19 protein-coding genes are annotated in these 19,356 nt (G+C 63.2%); 5 read left to right on the top strand and 14 right to left on the bottom strand.

The window, feature by feature from the left end; all coding sequences use genetic code 11:
* Positions 1-3 precede the first annotated feature (3 nt).
* The 7 genes from RG2_RS02835 to thiO form a co-directional block, all read right to left on the bottom strand.
* Positions 4-861, bottom strand: coding sequence for an adenylate/guanylate cyclase domain-containing protein (locus RG2_RS02835; RefSeq protein ID WP_033235608.1), 858 nt, complete (start codon positions 859-861; stop codon positions 4-6).
* A 42-nt stretch (positions 862-903) separates the two neighbouring features.
* Positions 904-2,361, bottom strand: a complete 1,458-nt coding sequence (locus RG2_RS02830) for a M28 family peptidase (RefSeq protein WP_174557325.1) — start codon at positions 2,359-2,361, stop codon at positions 904-906.
* Positions 2,362-2,471: 110 nt separating this feature from the next.
* The gene (locus RG2_RS02825; RefSeq protein ID WP_033235609.1) at positions 2,472-3,239 is read right to left on the bottom strand and encodes an ABC transporter permease subunit; all 768 of its coding nucleotides are present in this window, start codon (positions 3,237-3,239) and stop codon (positions 2,472-2,474) included.
* Positions 3,239-4,213, bottom strand: a complete 975-nt coding sequence (locus RG2_RS02820; RefSeq protein WP_033235610.1) for an ABC transporter ATP-binding protein — start codon at positions 4,211-4,213, stop codon at positions 3,239-3,241. Before RG2_RS02820 ends, RG2_RS02825 begins: the two co-directional genes overlap by 1 nt.
* 107 nt (positions 4,214-4,320) lie before the next feature.
* Positions 4,321-5,073, bottom strand: coding sequence for a thiazole synthase (locus RG2_RS02815; RefSeq protein ID WP_033235611.1), 753 nt, complete (start codon positions 5,071-5,073; stop codon positions 4,321-4,323).
* On the bottom strand, positions 5,066-5,281 hold the full coding sequence (thiS, locus tag RG2_RS02810; protein WP_033235612.1) for a sulfur carrier protein ThiS: 216 nt from the start codon (positions 5,279-5,281) through the stop codon (positions 5,066-5,068). Before thiS ends, RG2_RS02815 begins: the two co-directional genes overlap by 8 nt.
* Entirely contained in the window at positions 5,278-6,357 is a 1,080-nt protein-coding gene (gene thiO / locus RG2_RS02805; RefSeq protein WP_033235801.1) for a glycine oxidase ThiO, read from the bottom strand. The genes thiS and thiO overlap by 4 nt, the downstream gene beginning before the upstream one ends.
* 175 nt (positions 6,358-6,532) lie before the next feature.
* On the opposite strand from thiO, the gene thiE reads away from it, so the two are divergent.
* Positions 6,533-7,225: a thiamine phosphate synthase gene (gene thiE / locus RG2_RS02800; protein ID WP_033235613.1), complete on the top strand. Its 693-nt coding sequence runs from the start codon at positions 6,533-6,535 to the stop codon at positions 7,223-7,225.
* A gap of 209 nt (positions 7,226-7,434) precedes the next feature.
* A complete protein-coding gene (locus tag RG2_RS32195) occupies positions 7,435-7,566 on the top strand; it encodes a hypothetical protein (protein WP_255285215.1) in 132 nt (43 codons plus the stop codon).
* Positions 7,567-7,706: 140 nt separating this feature from the next.
* Here the strand turns inward: RG2_RS32195 and RG2_RS02795 are convergent, their stop codons facing one another.
* Entirely contained in the window at positions 7,707-8,297 is a 591-nt protein-coding gene (locus RG2_RS02795; protein WP_045064023.1) for an NUDIX hydrolase, read from the bottom strand.
* A gap of 163 nt (positions 8,298-8,460) precedes the next feature.
* On the opposite strand from RG2_RS02795, the gene RG2_RS02790 reads away from it, so the two are divergent.
* From RG2_RS02790 to RG2_RS02780, 3 genes are read left to right on the top strand one after another with little or no spacing between them, the layout of a single operon-like run.
* A complete protein-coding gene (locus RG2_RS02790) occupies positions 8,461-9,813 on the top strand; it encodes a GlnX family signal transduction membrane protein (RefSeq protein WP_230590261.1) in 1,353 nt (450 codons plus the stop codon).
* Positions 9,810-10,796 (top strand): glutamate ABC transporter substrate-binding protein, encoded by a 987-nt coding sequence (locus RG2_RS02785; RefSeq protein ID WP_033235615.1) that lies wholly within the window; start codon positions 9,810-9,812, stop codon positions 10,794-10,796. The genes RG2_RS02790 and RG2_RS02785 overlap by 4 nt, the downstream gene beginning before the upstream one ends.
* 7 nt (positions 10,797-10,803) lie before the next feature.
* Positions 10,804-13,140, top strand: coding sequence for a serine/threonine-protein kinase (locus tag RG2_RS02780; protein WP_033235616.1), 2,337 nt, complete (start codon positions 10,804-10,806; stop codon positions 13,138-13,140).
* A gap of 23 nt (positions 13,141-13,163) precedes the next feature.
* Here RG2_RS02780 and RG2_RS02775 read toward each other — a convergent pair whose 3' ends face one another.
* The 6 genes from RG2_RS02775 to RG2_RS02750 form a co-directional block, all read right to left on the bottom strand.
* Complete coding sequence (locus RG2_RS02775; protein WP_033235617.1) at positions 13,164-14,366, bottom strand: acetate kinase; 1,203 nt, start codon at positions 14,364-14,366, stop codon at positions 13,164-13,166.
* A 2-nt stretch (positions 14,367-14,368) separates the two neighbouring features.
* Entirely contained in the window at positions 14,369-16,447 is a 2,079-nt protein-coding gene (gene pta / locus RG2_RS02770; protein WP_033235618.1) for a phosphate acetyltransferase, read from the bottom strand.
* Between the two features lie 147 nt (positions 16,448-16,594).
* The gene (gene fgd, locus RG2_RS02765; protein WP_033235619.1) at positions 16,595-17,608 is read right to left on the bottom strand and encodes a glucose-6-phosphate dehydrogenase (coenzyme-F420); all 1,014 of its coding nucleotides are present in this window, start codon (positions 17,606-17,608) and stop codon (positions 16,595-16,597) included.
* A 91-nt stretch (positions 17,609-17,699) separates the two neighbouring features.
* Positions 17,700-18,047 (bottom strand): YidH family protein, encoded by a 348-nt coding sequence (locus RG2_RS02760; RefSeq protein WP_033235620.1) that lies wholly within the window; start codon positions 18,045-18,047, stop codon positions 17,700-17,702.
* A complete protein-coding gene (locus RG2_RS02755) occupies positions 18,044-18,520 on the bottom strand; it encodes an RDD family protein (protein ID WP_033235621.1) in 477 nt (158 codons plus the stop codon). Before RG2_RS02755 ends, RG2_RS02760 begins: the two co-directional genes overlap by 4 nt.
* A complete protein-coding gene (locus RG2_RS02750; protein ID WP_051730648.1) occupies positions 18,520-19,248 on the bottom strand; it encodes a hypothetical protein in 729 nt (242 codons plus the stop codon). The genes RG2_RS02755 and RG2_RS02750 overlap by 1 nt, the downstream gene beginning before the upstream one ends.
* Positions 19,249-19,356 lie beyond the last annotated feature (108 nt).

Below are 19,356 nucleotides of genomic sequence, written 5' to 3'. Positions count from 1 at the left end.
GTATCAGGCCTGCCACACGCGCCAGATACCCAGATCCTGCGGTACTCCGTTCGGCGTCGTCGCAAAGAATCCGCGGCGCCACGGACGGATCTCCAGGTTCAGCTCTTCGAGGGTTCCCGGCGCAAGTTCTTCGAGAGTTGCCGCAGACATCATGACGTTGCCGTCGCCGCCCAATCCCATCATCCGGGCGGCGATGGTGACGTCGACACCCAACCAGTCGTCGCCCAGTTGCCGGGGTGTTCCGGTGTGGAGGCCGACGCGCATCTTGGGCCGATAGCCGTCGAGGTTGACCTGCGCCAGGGCTTCCTGCGCCGCGAAGACCGCGGCCACTGCCGCGTCTGGGCTGGTGAACACTGCCATGAGTCCGTCGCCCATCCGTTTCACGACGTGACCGTAGCGATCCGTGATGGGTGTTTCGACAGCCTGCGCGACCGCCCGCAGGAGCGCGAGCGTCGCCCCGTCGCCGGCGTGGAGCGACCACGTGGAGAAACCGACGAGGTCCGTGAAGACGATAGTCAGTTCCTGATCACCACGGCCTCGGCCCATCTTCTCGAGGGCCGCCTGCCACACCTGCAACGCGCCGAGGCTCATTTCCCTGGTAGCGGCCGGTTTGTGGTCGAGAAAACGATCGGCGACGCGTGCCACCGCCCGGGCGCCGCCAGGCCCCGACAGGGAGAGCGGGTCGCCGAACCCCGGGTCGCCCGGAAGCAACCGACGTACACGTCGTAGCGCCTCGACGATCTGCTGGTGTCCGTTCAGATCCGACGCGGTGTTGAGCACCGATCCGATGACCGAGCGGACGCCGGAAGGAGCGGCATCGCGCACGTCACCGGGTACTTCGCTCGGGATCGGATCGCTCATTACTCGAGAGTAACCTAGAGCTGCTCACCGCGCGCCTCATGATCACCGGGTTCGAGCCAAGCTTCTGGCCTCGCCTACCGGAACTCCGTTGAGGCCCCCGATATCCTGCGCATACGTTGCCACCGCAAACGCCACCGCAGCGGAATTCGCGGCGAGTGCGTCCCGATCGATGTTGTCGAGATTGTCCAAGGCGGTGTGATAATTCGGATCGAAACTCACGCCGGGCTCGCCGCCCCATTTCAGTGCCTGCTCGACGGTTTTCAGCTCCTCGGCTCCGCTGAACACGCCGCCTGCCGGAATTCCGATCTCGATGAACGGGCCGTAGTCGGATCGTCCGTCGAAGTCGGTTCCCTCTGCCGGAATTCCGCGACCGCCGAGATAGTCGACAAAGGTGCGTTCGATACCGGCGGAGCCTTCCGGGCCAGGACCTTCGCCGAGACCATCCGAATTGTCACCGTCGTAGACCAGATATCCGGGGTTGGGTGAGCCGAGCATGTCGAAATTCAGATACAGCGCGATGGCCGCTTGTTCCTCCGGGCTGAGCCCGGCAACGTACTCGGTCGAGCCGACGAGGCCCAGTTCCTCGGCGCCCCAGAACGCAAACCGCACCGCGTTGGTGATGTCCGGCGAACTACCGAGCTGCAGCGCCGTCTCCAGAATGGCCGCGCTGCCACTGCCGTTGTCGTTGATACCTGGCCCCTCGGGAACGCTGTCCAGGTGAGCGCCCACCATGACAACGTCGCTGCTTGATCCGGTCTTCGTCTGCGCGATGACGTTGCGCGAGCGTGTTGTGGTGGTGACCGTGTCCAGCACCAGAGTGACGTCACCGCCCTCTGAGGCAAGCTGTTGCCCCGACGACAGGCTGATGCCTCCCGTGGGAATCCGCGCAATATCCGGATCGCCCAGGGTTCCGCCGCCCAACATCGCGTCTTCGTTGTTGACCACCAACAGTGCAGCGGCGCCCTGATCTGCTGCGATGGTCTGCTTGGCGCCGAACTGGCACACCCCGCGGGTGACGAGGACGATAGCTCCCGCAGCATCGAGCCCGTCGTAGTCGGAGGCTTCACAACCTGGTGTCTCGTCTGCGGGTACCGACACGACGCGTGCGGTGATCCCGTCCGGTCCGGTGGACGTCGAGTAGGTCAATGCGCGGACCGGAAAGTCGACTCCGCCTGAGGAGGTCAACAGCTCGGTTCCCGGGTCGAAGGAGCTGAACGCGAACTCCGGGGTTTCCACGTCGAAACCATTGTCTTCGAGCAGGTTTGCGACGTAGTCGACGCTGGCGTCGTACCCCGGGGTTTCCGTGGACCGAGTATTACCGTTGGCAGCTGCGATCTTGCCGAACTGATCGAGATGGCCCATGACCGCGTCGACGGTGACCGTCCCCGAAAAGGCCTGCGGTTCGATCAGTGCCGTGTCTGCGGGCCTGGCCCCGGCCGAACATCCACCAAGCACCAGAACCCCGGCTATGCCGATTGCCAACGCGTGATGGAGTCTCATGCGCGAAAGAGTAACCGCGGGAGCCGATAAGGAAACGGCAGTGCGCCCTTATCAACCGCGGGCGGTCGACAAGGGCGCACAGTGTCAGGCGTCGAGGTCAGGCGTCGAGGTCAGGCGTCGCGGCGATTCACCAGGACAATGCTGATGCCGAAGATGACCAGCACGAACACCGCGAAGTAGATCAGGCTGCCCCACGGTCCCCAGTGGAAATCGCCGGTCGTCATTTCAGGGCTGAGGAAGTGGTTTGCGTTGTTGAAGGGCAGGAACGGCATGATCTTCTCGCCGAAGCTGCCGAACAGTGAAAAGAGGCTCTCGATGAGCAGTGGCCACAGCAGCAGCAAGGCGATCGCGCCGGCCGACTGACGAATGATCGCACCGACACCCACGGCTAGTACCACGCAGAAGAACGCGTAGATCGGGATGCCGTACATCGCGCGCCAGTCAGAGCTGCTCGACAGCGTCAAGCCGACGCTGGCGTCGGCACCGGCCAAGACCTTGGCCATCGCGTAGGCACCGAATGCCAGAACGAAGGTCAGGACTGCCCCGAATCCACCGATCAGGCCGGCTTTGGCGGCGAGAACCGATGCCCGATTGGGCACTGCCTGGAATGTGGTGCGAATCGTTCCGAAGCGGTACTCACTGGTGATCGCGAGTGCCGCCATGATCATGAGGACCATGATTCCGAAGCCCGAGATTCCGGCGGTGGCAAGTGCCGCGTCGAGTTCGGGGGCGCCTTGGGCGTCCGACGTCAGCGCAGACTTGGCTACCGTGCCCATGATGGCGGCAAATCCGAGAGCGAGAACAACGATGATGACCGAGCACCAGAGTGGCGATTTGGTCGTGGTGATCTTGATGCGTTCAGCACTGAGAACAGCCATTACAGTGCACCTCCCATGACATTCTGGTGAGCGTTCGGTTGCGCGACGGCGGGGCCTGTGACCCCGGTCGCGTGGTACTGGACATCGTCGCCGGTGAGCTTCATGAAGGCATCCTCGAGCGAACCACGCTGAGAAGCCAACTCGTGCAGCACAATTCCCTGCGCACCAGCCAAGTTACCCACGATTTCGGTGGTGGAATCGACAACGACCAGAGCGGGAACAACACTCGAACCGTCTTCGCGCACCGTCAATCCCTGCGACGTCAACACGCTGCGCAATGCATCGAGCTGAGGACTACGCACTCGAACCGTCGACTCGGACGAACGATCGACGAACTCGGCGACAGTCGAGTCCGAGATCAGTCGACCTCGACCGATGACAACCAATTGTTCCGCGGTCAAAGCCATTTCCGACAGCAAGTGGCTCGACACCAGCACGGTGCGTCCCTCGGCAGCCAGTCGCTGCATGAACTTACGGATCCAGACGATGCCCTCCGGATCGAGACCGTTGACGGGCTCGTCGAACAGGAGCACCTTCGGGTCACCCAGCAGCGCACCGGCCAGGCCGAGACGCTGAGACATACCGAGCGAGAACCCGCCGGCCTTCTTGCCCGCAACCTCGGACAGCCCCACGAGGCCGAGAACCTCGTCCACCCGAGACTTCGGAATCCCGTTCGACGCGGCCATCCACTGCAGGTGCGCCCTGGCGCTGCGGTTCGGATGAACCCACTTCGCGTCGAGCAAAGCGCCGACGGTACGCAACGGATCCTTGAGCTCGCGGTACGACTTGCCTTCGATCAGCGCCTCACCCGACGTCGGGCGATCCAACCCCAGGATCATCCGCATCGTCGTCGACTTGCCGGCGCCGTTGGGTCCGAGGAACCCGGTGACGATGCCGGGGCGGACGGTGAACGTCAGATCGTCCACCGCCTTGGTCGGTCCGTAAACCTTGGTCAATCCCCTCAGTTCAATCATGAGGAGAACTCTGCCTGATCCGGCACCGCCTGCACATCGGTCGCAGGTCTAGTTCGACGTGGTACCCAGGTAGGACGTGGACCCCGGGAACCACCCCGAGAAGACCCCTAGGAGGATGCCTGCGCCCAGAATCGTTTCGGGATCCGGCCGGCGTGCCTGGCCTCGAAACCGGCAACGACGGCATGACGCATCGCCGACGCCATGAGCGCGGGATTCTTGGCCCTGGTGACCGCCGTTGCGAGAAGCACTGCGTCGCAGCCCAGCTCCATGGCAAGTGTTGCGTCGCTGGCCGTTCCGATTCCGGCGTCGAGAATGACCGGCACGCCTGCGCGCTCGACGATCATCTCGATGTTGTGCGGGTTCGCGATGCCCAGCCCGGTCCCGATGGGCGAACCGAGCGGCATGACCGCTGCGCAACCGACCTCTTCGAGCCGAAGCGCCAGAACCGGATCGTCCGTCGTGTACGGCAGCACGGTAAATCCGTCGTCGACCAATTGTTCTGCAGCGGAGACAAGTTCGATGGCGTCGGGCAGCAGGGTTCGCTCGTCGGCGATGACTTCGAGTTTCACCCAACTGGTCTCGAGCGCTTCACGTGCCAACTGCGCCGTCAACACTGCTTCGGCCGCGCCGCGGCATCCGGCCGTGTTCGGTAGTGGTTCGATTCCGAGGCGCCGAAGCAGATCCAGCACGCCGGTACCGCCGGCAGCATCGACGCGTCGCATCGCGACAGTGGTCAGTTCGGTGCCGGACGCGACCAGCGCTTCCTCGAGAACTGCGAGGTTGGCAGCGCCGCCGGTGCCGGTGATGAGCCGCGAGCCGAACGTACGGCCCGCGATAGTCAGGAGATCGTGTTCAGCCACCCTGCACCGCCGTGAGGATCTCGATTTCCCAACCACGCGAGACGGATTCGTCCCAGCGTCCACGCGGGAAGAGCGCACCGTCGACGGCGACGGCAATTCCCTTGCTTGGCAGTTCGAGGTGTGTCAGAAGTTCGGTCACCGTGACGGCTCGATCGAATTCGAGTTCTTCGCCGTTGACGGTGATCCCGATCGGGACCTGCTCACTCATGAATTTTCCTTCACTGCTGCGAACCGCTGGGGTTCGGTTCCTTTGACCTCGACCAATGATGTGCCGTTCAACAACGCGAGTGTCGCGTCTGCGGTGACCGGAGTCAGGAGCACACCGTTCCTGCCGTGCCCGGTAGAGATGACAACACGCTCCGAGACCCGCCCGATCAGCGGTAGGTTGTCCGGCGTCATCGGACGCAAGCCGGCCGCGCACTCGTAGAGTTCGTATTCACCGATCGCCGGCATGAGTGCTTCGGCGTCGTTGATCAGGTCTCGCACACCGGCCATGGTGACCTGCGTGTCCTCGCCCGATTCGTATTGTGTTGCACCGACCACGATTCCGTCGCCGCGCGGCACGAGGTACGCGGGTCGGCCGTGGACGCTGCCGCGGATGGTTCGACTGGGCGCCGGCGTCACTCCCGGCCGGCTGCGCAAACGCAGGATCTCACCTTTGACCGGCCGAACGGGTAATCCTGGCCACAGCTTCGCTGAGGCGATTCCCGCGCTCAGCACGATCTGATCGGTATCGAGTTCCGCGAGATCGTGGACAGCGCGGTTGATCAATTCGACGCCCGACGCCACGCACGCGGCCTGCAGAGCGGCCAGCAACACACGATTGTCGACAGCGGATTCACCGACAGCCATGAGCCCCGAGCGAATGCCGCGGCCGAGCATCGGTTCGAGTTCACGGATCTGCGCTCGGCCGAGGATCTGTAGTTCGTGTCCCTGCGCGCTGACCCATTCCGCGATGGTCGCCAGGTCCTGGGCGTCGGCGCTGTCGAGAGCGACGGTGAGTGAACTGTCGGTGGTGAACACCGACGGTCCGAACTTCTGCAGGTGCGCGCCGAAATCCGGCCACCGCTCCAACGAGGCTGCGCCGACGGTCAATGCCGTTTCCTCACCTGGCCATCCTTCGGACAGCGGGGCGAGCATTCCACCGGCGACCCAGGATGCGCCGGTTCCGATCGCCGGGTCGTACAGCTGTACTGCCCATCCGTCGCGCGCTGCGTACCAGGCAATGGACAGTCCGATGACTCCCCCGCCGACCACCGCAACCGAGCGTGCGTGCGTGCTCATGACAAATTCCACCCTTTTCTTCCTGCGCCGGCATGATCCGGGTCAGGTCTGACGGTCGGGATCTTTGCCGCGATCCCCTCTCAGCCCCACGAACTTTGCCTTCGCGACAAATGCGACAGCACAGTTTCGGGACTCCCGTGTCGAACCTTGCTTCCTAGAGGCTACCGTTTGCTTCGTGCACCCCACACATCCCAGTAACCTCTTCGACCGGCGCGAGCGCCTGGCAGCAGCACGGCTGTACCTGTGCACCGACGCACGTCGCGACAAAGGCGACCTTGCACAGTTCGCGGAAGCCGCGTTGTCCGGTGGCGTCGACATCATTCAGCTCCGGGACAAGGGCTCCGCGGGCGAGCGCGAGTTCGGGCCGCTCGAAGCCAAGGACGAGCTGATCGCGCTTGGCGTTCTCTCGGCTGCCGCGAGGCGTCACGGCGCACTCCTGGCCGTCAACGACCGCGCCGACCTGGCCATGGCGTCAGGCGCCGATGTGTTGCACCTCGGCCAGAACGACATCCCCGTCCCCTACGCGCGGACGGTTGTCGGCGACGACGTTGTCATCGGCCGTTCCACGAGCTCACGCGCGCAGGCAAGTTTGGCTGCAATCGAAGAGGGCGTCGACTACTTCTGCACCGGCCCCGTCTGGGCGACACCGACCAAGCCGAACCGCAGCGCGGCCGGCTTGGATCTGGTCCGCTCGACTGCCGATGCAACGCCGACGCGCCCCTGGTTTGCGATCGGCGGCATCGACGAGGCGCGCGTTCCGGAGGTCATCGAAGCCGGAGCCACCCGAATTGTCGTCGTTCGTGCGATCACGGAAGCCGCGGATCCGCAGGCAGCCGCGCGCCGCCTCGCCGACATGATGGTGTTCTAGTTACCTTCCAGTTCAGCTCGCGGCCAGCTGCAAGTTCCGGACTGGTCAACTTGTCCAGTTCGACAAGAAACAAGCTGCACGATTGTCCGTTAACCAGCCCGAATGATCCCAATTAGTGATTTTGGTCACAGATCTGTCCATTGGTCCCGCGTTCAACACTCTCCTGATATAGCTTACCTTCAGCTAACAATTCGAATTTAGGAGTTTTCATGGGATCGATCGACACCGCCTCGCTGAGCACCGCTTCACTCGAAGACTTGAACCTCGGCAAGATCAGCGAACTGCTCAAGCTCGGCATCACCGCCGTTTCCTTCATCACCGCGCTGAACACGCTCAGCTGAGCGCCGTTTCGGCTGGCTGCGGACCCTTCGTTCGCGTTCCCGCCCGCGCCGAAACTACAACGAAAAGGGTCGGGCTCTGACGAGTCCGACCCTTCTTGTATTTCTCGGGAGTGTCTTACGCCTGAGCGCGAGAAGCCGTCCTACGCCTGGGCGCGAGATGCCTCCGAGGCGTCTTGTAGAGAATCCGCACTACCCGACGTCCAACCGAATCGTCCGTCCGGCAATACAACAGTCCGGGCACCGCCCTGATCCGTTCCCTCGTCCGCCGGAACCACGGACGTTCGCAAACTCGGCCAGGCCGAATGAAATCCTGGATGTAGCGGCAGGCTCTCGACGTCGTCCTCGCGCACCCACCGCAATTCGGTGCTCTCACCGTTCGCGACCGTCTCGAGTGGACTTTCGACGTCTGCAACCACCGTCGTATAGGTCCATCCGCTCTCTGCGCGCATGGTGACGACGTCTCCCCGCACCCGCACCGACGACTCGTCGATTCCGGCTTCTTCGTGTGCTTCGCGAACTGCCGCATGCGTTGTGTTTTCGTGCGAGTCACGCGCGCCACCCGGCAAAGCCCAGGTTCCGCCCTGATGGCTCCACGCCGCACGATGCTGGAGCAGCACCATCGGAGTTCCGTCTACGTCAGGGGCACGCAACAACAATCCGGCGGCGCCGTGACGCCCCCAATGCCGAGTTCCGTCCGATCCGACCGACCAACCGTCACCGTCACCACGCATCGACTACCTCGCCCTGCCTTTAAATTCGCCACTATCCTGCCCCACACTAACCCGTTCAATCTGCCCTCGGTGCGGACCATACTTATATGCTCGCGAAGAGGCCGCAATCCAGTGATCCTCCAGCCCGAGTGCAGAGAGTGAGAGGTGTTCGATGGTCAGCCGCGTGACACCCTCCCTCGAGCCTCGCACCGCGCCCGCTTCGCCTGACGAGGACCCGGTGGATACAGCCGCCTCCAGGCCGATGATCCAGAGCGAACTTCGCGATTTCATGACGTCGACCCCCGGGCGCCTCACCGCTGTCGGGATAGTCCTGATCTTGCTCACCCTGGCGGCGGGATTCCTGGCCGCCGCGACTATCGAGAACCGTCAAGCGCGCCTGGGCAACGTCCTGACGGAAACCGAACCGCTTGCCAACTCCGCTCAGAATCTCTACAGCGCGCTGTCGGTTGCCGACGCGGCCGCAGCCACCGCGTTCATCTGGGGTGGACTGGAACCGCCGGCGGTTCGCGACCGCTATACACAGTCGATCGGCGAGGCGTCGGCAGAAATAGTGAACGCGTCCGCCGGACTCGACACTGTGGACATGGCCGGCCAAGCCGCCCTCACCTCCATCTCGACCGACCTCACTGTGTACACCGGGCTGATCGAGACGGCGCGTGCCAACAATCGCGTCGGAAACCCTGTGGGCGCCGCGTATCTCGGCGAGGCGTCGAATCTGATGCAAACGTCCTTGCTTCCCACGGCTCAGCACCTGCATTCCGCACAAGAAGCGCAGGTCACCAAGGTTCAGAATGATTTTGTCCGCCCACCGTGGTGGCCGATCATCGCATTTGCACTGGCATTGTCCATGCTCATCGCAGTCCAGATCCGCATCGCGCAACACAGCCGTCGACGCTTCAATCTCGGATTGATCCTCGCCTCGATAGCTGTTGCTGCAGCGCTGATCTGGCTGTTGACGGTCGGGTTGATCTCGGCGATCACCACCACCCGCGCGCTCGACGCGGGAGCGGGTCCGCTGCACGAGTTGACCGAGGCCCGCATCATGGCCCAGCAAGCGCGAACAGTTGAGACTCTGGGTTTGGCCCAGCGTGATTCCGACGGCGACGAGACCGACATCTTCATCAACAAGGTGAGCAACGTCGACGCCATTCTCCGTGAGCTGCAAGGCAATGGGCGGTCGGGAGTTGATACCGCCGTGCTCACGCAGGCGATCGACGCCCGCGATCAATGGGTGGCGGCGCACGATCGGATGGCTCTGCGCCTCGGCGTCGGAGATTTCACGGGAGCTGCGAACATCGCCGTCGGATCGGGTGCGGAAGATTCCGCTGCCGAGTACCGCGCGCTCGACGACGCCTTGTGGGAGGCGATAACGGATTCCCGTGAGAGCCTTCGCGCCGACATCTCACACGCCTCGCGTGTGTTGTCAGCGTCGGCTCCGGGAGTGACGATGCTGGCCATACTTGGCGTTGTCGGTATCGCCGCCGGATTCTGGCCACGGCTGCGGGAGTATCAGTGAGCGGCAGAGGAAAAGCGCGTGCGCTGGTTGCGGCAGGTGCGGCCGCGCTGTTCCTGGTTGCGTGCGGCGGCCAACCCGGCGAGGAGCTCATCTCGTCCACCACCACGCCATACACGCAGCCGCCGCTACCTGCCGAGGCGACCATCGCGCCCAGCCCTACGCCGACAACGTCGGCCGACTGTGGAGATCCGACGGCCAGCCTGCGTCCGGTCCCGTCCGACGCAAATCCTCGCCCGCCGCAGCCGAGCGTCGACAAGATTCGCGAACGTGGCCGCCTCATCGTCGGACTCGATACCGGCAGCAACCTCATGAGCTTCCGCGATCCCGCAACCGGACGCCTCGAGGGTTTCGACGTCGACATCGCCCGTGAAGTTGCCCGCGATGTCCTCGGCGATCCCGAGAAGATCGAATACCGAATCCTGACGTCCGACGAGCGGATCGAAGCCCTGCAGGATTCCACCGTGGACATCGTGGTCAAGACCATGTCCATCACCTGCGAGCGGCGGGAGAAGATCGAGTTCTCCAGTGAATACTTCACTGCGCGCCAACGCATTCTGGTCGTCCGGGGATCCGATATTCGCAATATCGACGACCTGGCCGATAAACGGGTCTGTGTCGCGAACGGGACGACGTCACTGAGCCGCATCCAGAAACTACAACCCGCGGCCACGGTTGTCACTGTCCCGATGTGGTCGGATTGCCTTGTGGTACTTCAACAAGGGCAGGTCGACGCCATCAGCACCGACGACACCATTCTTGCCGGACTTGCCTCGCAGGACCCGTATCTCGACATGGTCGGAAGTTCGTTGGGCACCGAACCGTACGGGATCGGCATCAACGCCGGCAACACCGATCTGGTCCGATTCGTGAACGGCACCCTGGACCGGATCCGCACCGACGGCACCTGGAACTCTCTCTACGACCGTTGGCTCACCATGCTCGGACCGACTCCTGGTCCCCCACCTGCCGCGTATCGGGATTGAGGCGGTCATGACAGAATCTCGAGATCCGAAAGACGAGGATCAGAACGGCGGGGATCGGAACGGCGAGCCCGATCACGCTGCCACACAGGCGGCGCCGCGATTCGAGCCGGATTTCACCGTGGCCACTGCCCGCCCCGAGCAGACATCCGCACAGTTACGTGAGTCCGTTCCCTCCTCCGTGTCGACGCCGACGGGCCGGTCCACTCGTTCCCGCCGCTCGCGCTCGACACGCAAACTCCGTCTGGGCGGCGGTCTGGTCGAGGTTCCCCCGGTTCCCCACGTAGACCCGGCGTCGGCGGTGATGAGCGATGCGACGGTTCCCGAACGCAAACGTTTCTGTTGGAAGTGCGGAGAACCGGTGGGCCGCAAGGCGGCAGGCACGTCCGCGCGCCAGAGTGGTGTGTGCCCCAAGTGCGGTTCGACTTTCGACTTCCGTCCGCTGCTCGAAGAAGGCGAACTGGTTTCCGGTCAGTACGAGGTGCAGGGGCCGATAGCTCACGGTGGCCTCGGGTGGATCTATCTCGCGATCGACCGCAATGTCAGCGACCGCTGGGTAGTTCTGAAGGGACTCTTACACTTCGGTGATTCCGAGGCACAGGCCGTCGCGGTTGCCGAACGGCAGTTCCTCGCAGAAGTAGCGCATCCCAGCATCGTCAAGATCTTCAACTTCGTCGAGCACCCTCGCCCCGACGGCACCCCCATGGGCTACATCGTCATGGAATACGTCGGTGGGCGATCGCTCCGAGAAGTACTCGCCACGTTCCCCGACGGCCGTCACATGCCGATCGAGCAGGCCATCGGGTATGTACTGGAGATCCTTCCCGCCCTGAGTTATCTGCACTCCACCGGCTTGGCGTACAACGACCTCAAACCCGAGAACGTCATGGTCACCGAGGACCAGTTGAAACTCATCGACCTTGGCGCCGTGTCGGGAATCGAAGATTTCGGATACCTGTACGGCACAGCGGGTTACCAGGCCCCCGAGATCATCGAGACCGGGCCGACGGTTGCGTCCGACATCTACACCGTCGGCCGTACACTTGCCGTGCTCACTCTCGACATGCCCTCCAAACACGGCCGTTACCTCGACGGTCTTCCCGATCCTGCCGACGAGCCGGTGCTGAGCGAGTACGAGTTCTTCCACCGGTTGCTTCTGCGCGCCACCGATCCGGATCCGAAGAAACGATTCCAGTCTGCGGACGAGATCGGCGGCCAACTTGTCGGTGTTCTCCACGAGGTACTGGCGCACCAGAGCGGCCAGGAAAACCCGGGACTCTCACTCGTATTCAGTAGACAACGAACCTCTTTCGGCACCGACGATCTGGTTGCGCAGACCGACGTGTACGTCGACGGCAATTCCCGCGACAGCGGTCTCGATCCACTCGAGGTTGCGCATGCACTTCCCATCCCCTTGGTCGACCCCACCGATCCGAGTGCACCGTTGCTGGCCGCGGCCGTCCACAGTGAGCCGTCCCAGACCCTCGACGCACTCCGCCGCGCCCGTGAGGGTGGGATCGATCGGGTTGCCTCAGCAACCGAGGCGGCGTTTTCCGGGGAGTTCCGACTGGCCGAAGCCAAAGCGCACCTGGACCTGAGTGATCCCGAAGCCGCGCAGAAGATACTCGACGACCTGCATTCCACCATCGGCGACCATTGGAAGATCGAGTGGTACCGCGGGCTGGTGGGATTGCAGCAGAGCGCATTCGAATCGGCTTTCACCCATTTCGAATCGGTTCTCACGGCTTTGCCCGGCGAGTTGGCGCCTAAACTCGCACTGGCCGCAACTGCCGAATTGGTACTGCAACAATGGGATTCCGAGGATCCTGATCAATGGTGCCGCTTCGCCGGTAAGTACTACCGCACGGTGTGGCGGACCGACCACAACTACGTCAGCGCGGCATTCGGGTTGGCACGCCAACTTGCCGAACGCGGCGACACCGGTGCCGCGGTCACGGCGCTGGACGAGGTCCCCACCAGCTCACGCCATTACAACGTTGCCCGCATGACCAGCGTGCTGACGATGCTCTCACGCACCGAGATAGCAAACCTCGACGAGGCAACTCTCCGAGAGGCTGCCAGACGCGTCCGCGCCCTGCCGGCCGACGAGGGTCGCTGCCTGCAGATGCGGACCCTGGTACTGGGCACGGCACTGGACTGGATCAGGGCCGGAAACCGAGCGCACGACGAACTCGAACCCATCCTCGATCTGCCCTTCACCGAGCGCGGTTTGCGCACGGGTGCCGAAATGTGTCTTCGGACGCTGGCCCGTACCACCGTCTCCCGAACGCATCGCTATGCTCTGGTCGACCTCGCGAACAGCGTTCGGCCGCACAGTAATTTCTGATCACGAAGCGGGCAGTGCGAGATTTACCGGAGTTCGGAAACCAGCGCCTGCGCCGCGCGCGCGATCGCCAATTCCTCGTTGGTGGGGATCACCAGCACCTCCACGGCCGACGAGGATGCAGAGATACGACGCTCGTCGCGACTCTTCGTCTCGTTGAGTACTGCGTCGACCTCGATGCCCAGACGCCTCAGGCCCGCGAGGCTGTCACGGCGGACGTCGATGTTGTTCTCCCCAACTCCTCCGGTGAAAGTGATGACGTCGACGCCGCCCAGTTGAACGATGAAGGCGCCGATGTACTTTCGCAGCATGTGGATGTAGACGTCGTAGGCGAGCATCGCGTGCTGGTCTCCGGCTGCGATCAGCTCGAGCAGTGCCCGGAAGTCGTTGACACCCGAGAGTCCCTTCAGCCCGGAGCGGCGGTTGAGAAGGTCGTCGATCTCGTCTACCTTCATGCCCGAGTTCCGGTTGAGGTGCAAAATGATGCCGGGGTCGATATCTCCGCTGCGGGTTCCCATGACCAGGCCCTCGAGCGGAGTGAGGCCCATCGTGGTGTCGATTGCCTTGCCACCCTTGATCGCCGACGCCGACGCACCGTTGCCCAGGTGCAGGACAATCTGATTCAAGTCTGCCGGATCCTTGCCCAGGAATGCGGCGACCCGGCCGGATACGTACTCGTGGGACGTGCCGTGGAATCCGTATCGACGAATCTGGTTGGCTTCGGCGACGTCCCGATCGATCGCGTACGTCGACGCGGCCGCCGGCAGTGTGTGGAAGAAGGCAGTGTCGAATACGGCGACGTGCGGTACGTCGGGCAATTCCTCGCGGGCCACCTCGATGCCGATCACGTTTGCCGGATTGTGCAGTGGCGCAAGGGTCGACAGGTCGGAGATGGCCTTGACAACAGAATCATCGATCAGCGTCGGCGCGTAGAAGACGTTCCCGCCGTGTACTACCCGGTGCCCGACAGCGATGACGCCGGCCTCGCTCAGTGGCCGCCCCACTTCGGCGACAATCTCGAGAACCATCTTCAGTCCAGCGCGATGATCGGCAATGAGAAGGTTGCGGTCCGAGGTTCCGGTGCGGTGGTTGTAGACGATGTGGCCGTCGGATTCACCGATGCGCTCGATGAGTCCGTGTGCCACCAACTCCGCCGTATCCGGGTGTACGAGTTGAAATTTGATGGACGAGGAGCCGGAATTGATGACCAGTACGGTGCCGTCGCTCATGCTTACGCTCCCTGCGCCTGAATGGCCGTGATGGCCACCGTGTTGACAATGTCCTGAACCAGCGCGCCGCGCGAAAGATCGTTGACAGGTTTGTTCAACCCCTGCAGAACGGGGCCGACGGCAATCGCCCCGGCACTGCGTTGCACAGCCTTGTACGTGTTGTTGCCCGTGTTGAGGTCGGGGAATATGAACACGGTCGCCTTGCCTGCCACCAGTGAATCCGGCAACTTCTGGTCGGCGACGCTTTGCTCGACCGCGGCGTCGTACTGAATGGGTCCTTCCACCAGCAGGTCAGGGCGTCGCTCGCGCACCAGGGCGGTTGCGGCACGAACCTTGTCGACGTCGGCGCCGGAGCCCGAATCCCCGGTGGAGTACGAGAGCATCGCAACGCGCGGATCGATACCGAACTGGCTCGCAGTCTGCGCGGACGAGATAGCGATGTCCGCCAACTGCTGCGCACTCGGATCCGGGACGACAGCGCAATCGCCGTATGCGAGAACACGATCCGCCAGGCACATCAGGAAGATGCTGGACACCGTCGACACACCCGGCGCCGTCTTGATGATTTCGAACGACGGCCGGATCGTATGCGCGGTGGTGTGCGCGGCACCGGAGACCATCCCGTCGGCAATTCCCAAGTGCACCATCATGGTTCCGAAGTACGAGATGTCCGCGATCACGTCGCGGGCCCGTTCGACGGTCATGCCCTTGTGGGCGCGAATCGCGGCGTACTCCTGCGCAAATCGTTCCGTGTACTCGGACTGCGCCGGCGCCAGGATCCGAGCGGCACTGATGTCGACGCCCAGTTCACCGGCCCGTCGGCGCACGCTTTCCTCGTCACCGAGAATGGTCAGATCGGCAACCTGACGCTGCAGAACTCGGCCGGCGGCCCGCAGGATACGGTCGTCGCCACCTTCCGGCAGGACGATGTGCTTGCGGTTCTCGCGAGCGCGGTCGATCAGCTTGTACTCGAACATCTGCGGCGTCATGACCGACGGAATCGGTAATGCCATCCGGCCCAACAAGGTTGCGGCGTCGACGTGCTGTTCCATCAAACTCAACGCGGTGTCGACCTTACGCTGCGATCCGACGGCGACGCGGCCGCGCGTTTGCGCTGCGGCACTGGCGGTGTCGAAGGTTCCGAGCTTTGTCGTCAGGATCGGCAGACGCTGCTTGAGCCCGGCCATCAGTGCGGCGATCGCCGGGTGCGGGGTAATTCCACCGTTCATGATGATGCCGGCCAGCGAGGGAAATCCTTCTGCTTCATGCGCATTCATCAATGCCAACAGAACGTCGGAGCGATCACCGGGAGCGATCACCACCATTCCCTCGGTGAGCCGTTCCAGAATGTGCTCGGCGGTCATCCCGCCCACCATCACCTTCAATGCCTCGCGGTGCAGCAATTCGGAATCGCCCGAATAGAATTCACCACCGGTGGCCTCCATCAACTCTGCCATCGTGGGCGAGATGAGAAGCGGAATCTCCGGCAGGCTCCAGGTCGGAACACCCAATCCGGCCAATGCGGCATTCACGTCGTCGAGCGTGGCGGGATCACAGCGATTGGCAACCACCGCCAGCAAATGCGCGTGGTTCGAGGACAATTCGGACGCGCACAGTTGCGCCAGCTGAAGTATTTCCGGTGTGGTGCGACGAGCGCCCTTCAGCGCCAACAACACCGGGGCACCCAGATTCGCGGCAATTCGGGCGTTGAAACCCAACTCGCTGGGACTCGCGACATCCGTGTAATCGCTGCCGATGATCACCACGGCGTCGCTGCGCTCGGCCACCTCATGGTATTTCGCGACAATGTCCGCGAGCGCCGCCTCCGGATCTTCGTGCACCTGCTCGTACGTGACACCGAGAGCATCCTCGTACGACAAATCGGCTGTGGTGTGCTCGAGCAACAATTCGAGGATGTAGTCGGTCTCGGCAGTCGACCGGGCGATGGGGCGAAAGACGCCGACGCGGGCGACCGTCGCGCACAACATCTGCATCACGCCCAATGCAATGGTGGACTTCCCGGTATCACCTTCGGGAGAAGCAATGTAGACACTCGACACGGGTGCAGGCGCGCTGGACATGCCCCACAGCTTAGTGGGGCCACCCATCCAGCTTGCTCGAATGAGTGGTGACCGTCACCGAGAATCAGCCCACCGGTGGCACCGAGACAGACGAACGGTGCCTGCCACGCGGCGAGTGGCAGGCACCGTCAAGGATGTGCTTGTCCGTCAGCCCAGTGCGCGCAACCGCGGTGCGAGATCGCGCTCGAACAGTTCGAGGAACCGGCGCTGATCGTGTCCGGGTGCGTGGAACACGAGGTGGTTGAGTCCGGCGTCGACATAGGCCTTTACCTGTTCGACGGCGTCGTCGGGATCGGACGCGACGATCCAGCGCTTCGCGACCTGCTCGATGGGCAGCGCGTCGGCTGCTGCTTCCATTTCGATGGGGTCTTCGATGCTGTGCTTCTGCTCAGGGGTGAGCGAGAGCGGCGCCCAGAAACGGGTGTTCTCGAGCGCGGCTTCGGGATCGGTGTCGTAGCTGATCTTGATCTCGATCATCTTGTCGATCTCGGCAACGTCGCGCTCGGCCTTGGCTGCGCCTTCCGCCACTGCCGGCAGCAGCTTCTCGGTGTAGAGATCCATGCCCTTGCCGGACGTGCAGATGAAGCCGTCACCGGCGCGGCCCGCGTACCGCGCGACAACCGGTCCACCGGCTGCGATGTACACGGGGATACCGCCCTCGGGAACGTCGTAGATCGAGGCGCCGCGAGTCGTGAAGTACTCACCCTCGAAGTCGACGCGGTCACCGAGCCACAGTTCGCGCATCAGCCGAACCGACTCGCGCAGCCGCGCAAAGCGTTCCTTGAACTCCGGCCACTCGCCCTGGAATCCGGTGGCGATCTCGTTGAGCGCCTCACCACTGCCCACACCGAGCATGATGCGTCCCGGGTACAGGCAACCCATGGTCGCAAAAGCCTGAGCGATAACGGCCGGGTTGTAGCGGAACGTCGGGGTCATCACCGACGTGCCGATCTGCACGCGCTCGGTCCGCTCGCCCACTGCCGTCATCCAGGCCAGTGAGAACGGTGCGTGGCCGCCGTTGTGTCGCCACGGCTGAAAATGGTCACTGACCGCAACGGAATCCATGCCGTGCTGTTCGGCGAGAACTGCCAGCTCCACCAGCTCCCGAGGCCCGAACTGCTCCGCCGAGGCCTTGTATCCGAGCTTGAGCTCCTGCGCCACTGTGTGCTCCTCTTCGTCTTTGTTTTGCTATGACGTGTAAATCGCCTTCTCTGCACACTATCCAGGCCACTCCAGGACTTCTACGTGTGGATCAGCGGGCGAGGCTCGTAACCACCGTTGCCACTCCGGCCGCAACCGCCACGGCGGCCAGTGCCAGGGCAAACAGCCAGAGCGCGTGCGGTTCCGGCATCGGGGCTCCGTCTTCGAGCGCCTTCTTCACCTGCAACCACCGACGCATCCCCACCAGTGCGGCTGCCGCCGCCAACACAATCAGGACAAGACCGAGCGTGGTGCGCACCCACCCGGTACTCCACCCCGGAACCAACTGCACTATCGCGATCCCACCGGCCAACAGCGCCAACGAACTTCGCATCCACGCCAGGAAGGTTCGCTCGCTGGCGAGGGTGAATCGTTCGTCCGGTCTATTGGGTTCGGTCACGAGTGCTCCACTCCGTGGGTAACGACGATGTCCGGATCTTGACGCCAGTCGTACACCACCGTCGTCCGCAGCACGATGTCCTGCAACGAGCGTCGACGCCGATCGATGACCGCCCAGCCGAGGCCGAAGGCAAAAAGCACACACAGCACGGCCCGAACAAGTGCCAGCGGCCAGCGAACCAGCCGATGCCCCGACGTGATGACCCGCAAGCCCATGACCACATTGCCGACAGTTCGGCCGGTGGTCGCCCAGCACACCGTCAGATACACAGTCGAGACCGTGATGAATGCCGTCGTGGACAGGAAGATCCCGGGCTGAGAGAACGTGAACGTCTGCGGCGAGAACAGCAGTCGCACAAAGGCCACCGCGAGGTATCCACCGCCCATCAGAACGAGTACGACACCCAGGTCGATCGCTCCGGCGATACCGCGGGTCACAATTCCGGCGGGACCCGAATTCTGGGATGTCGCCACTACTCCTGCCCTGCGTTCTCGTTGTTCTTGTCGGTCTTGTCGGTCTTGTCGGTCCTGTCGGTCCTGTCGGTCTTCTCGCGTCCGAAGAGTCGACCGACAAAATCCGCAACGGCGTCGTCTGCCTGCATCCCCTGCACGCGGGCACCCTGGACCGCTTCGGTGGACAACGACCCAGTGGACTCGCGGATGATCTGTGGCAGATCCACGCCCTCGATGACCTGGTCCGCGATCTTCACCAGATCAACCCGGTAGATCTGCCGTTCGATGTCGACGGAATCGACGATGCCGTCGAGGTCGAGCCGATTGATCACTGCTTCGACATCCAATCGCCGCGCAATGTCGTCCACGTCGATGCGATCGATGATCGGTTCCAGCGACACACGTTCGGCGATCCTGTCGACGTCGATGGTTTCGGCAATAGTGTCGAGGTCGACGTTGTCGATGACGATCTTGGTGATGTCGACTTCGTCCAGCGCCGCTGCCACCACGGCCTTGATCACCGTCCGCAAGGTTGTGTCGGCAAACGCGGCGGTAGAGGCGATTGCGTCGTTGCCGAGGGCACTCACCTGAACAATTGCGTGGTCCAATGGCTCTCCGACGATCGGAATCCGCGGAACGGAGTCCAACACGGCAGTCGCCGCTCGCCGGGCCGTGGCAAGCGTGATCGACGCCAATCCAAAGCCCAGACGCACAAGATCGGGCGCAGGTCGATCCGGTTGTGCACCCACGAGACCGCCCTCCACCACTCATCCAGCTGAATAACGGACATTCGTTACTCTGCTTCGCATTGTGCCACTGTTGGTATACACAATTCGCCGGGACGAGCAGCAACCGTC

This window comes from Rhodococcus globerulus NBRC 14531, from assembly GCF_001894805.1.
Classification (GTDB): Bacteria; Actinomycetota; Actinomycetes; order Mycobacteriales; family Mycobacteriaceae; genus Rhodococcus_F; species Rhodococcus_F globerula.
This window is presented reverse-complemented; position numbering and strand designations above follow the sequence as displayed.

What these genes read in the sequence shown, in the direction of transcription:
- RG2_RS32195 (WP_255285215.1), top strand. Translation starts at nt 7,435, where the DNA reads ATGGGATCGATCGACACCGCCTCGCTGAGCACCGCTTCACTCGAAGAC.
- thiS (WP_033235612.1), bottom strand. Translation starts at nt 5,281, where the DNA reads ATGAGTGAGCAGGTCCCGATCGGGATCACCGTCAACGGCGAAGAACTC.
- RG2_RS02825 (WP_033235609.1), bottom strand. Translation starts at nt 3,239, where the DNA reads ATGGCTGTTCTCAGTGCTGAACGCATCAAGATCACCACGACCAAATCG.
- pta (WP_033235618.1), bottom strand. Translation starts at nt 16,447, where the DNA reads ATGTCCAGCGCGCCTGCACCCGTGTCGAGTGTCTACATTGCTTCTCCC.
- RG2_RS02835 (WP_033235608.1), bottom strand. Translation starts at nt 861, where the DNA reads ATGAGCGATCCGATCCCGAGCGAAGTACCCGGTGACGTGCGCGATGCC.
- thiO (WP_033235801.1), bottom strand. Translation starts at nt 6,357, where the DNA reads ATGAGCACGCACGCACGCTCGGTTGCGGTGGTCGGCGGGGGAGTCATC.
- RG2_RS02780 (WP_033235616.1), top strand. Translation starts at nt 10,804, where the DNA reads ATGACAGAATCTCGAGATCCGAAAGACGAGGATCAGAACGGCGGGGAT.
- RG2_RS02830 (WP_174557325.1), bottom strand. Translation starts at nt 2,361, where the DNA reads ATGAGACTCCATCACGCGTTGGCAATCGGCATAGCCGGGGTTCTGGTG.
- RG2_RS02820 (WP_033235610.1), bottom strand. Translation starts at nt 4,213, where the DNA reads ATGATTGAACTGAGGGGATTGACCAAGGTTTACGGACCGACCAAGGCG.
- RG2_RS02795 (WP_045064023.1), bottom strand. Translation starts at nt 8,297, where the DNA reads ATGCGTGGTGACGGTGACGGTTGGTCGGTCGGATCGGACGGAACTCGG.
- RG2_RS02775 (WP_033235617.1), bottom strand. Translation starts at nt 14,366, where the DNA reads ATGAGCGACGGCACCGTACTGGTCATCAATTCCGGCTCCTCGTCCATC.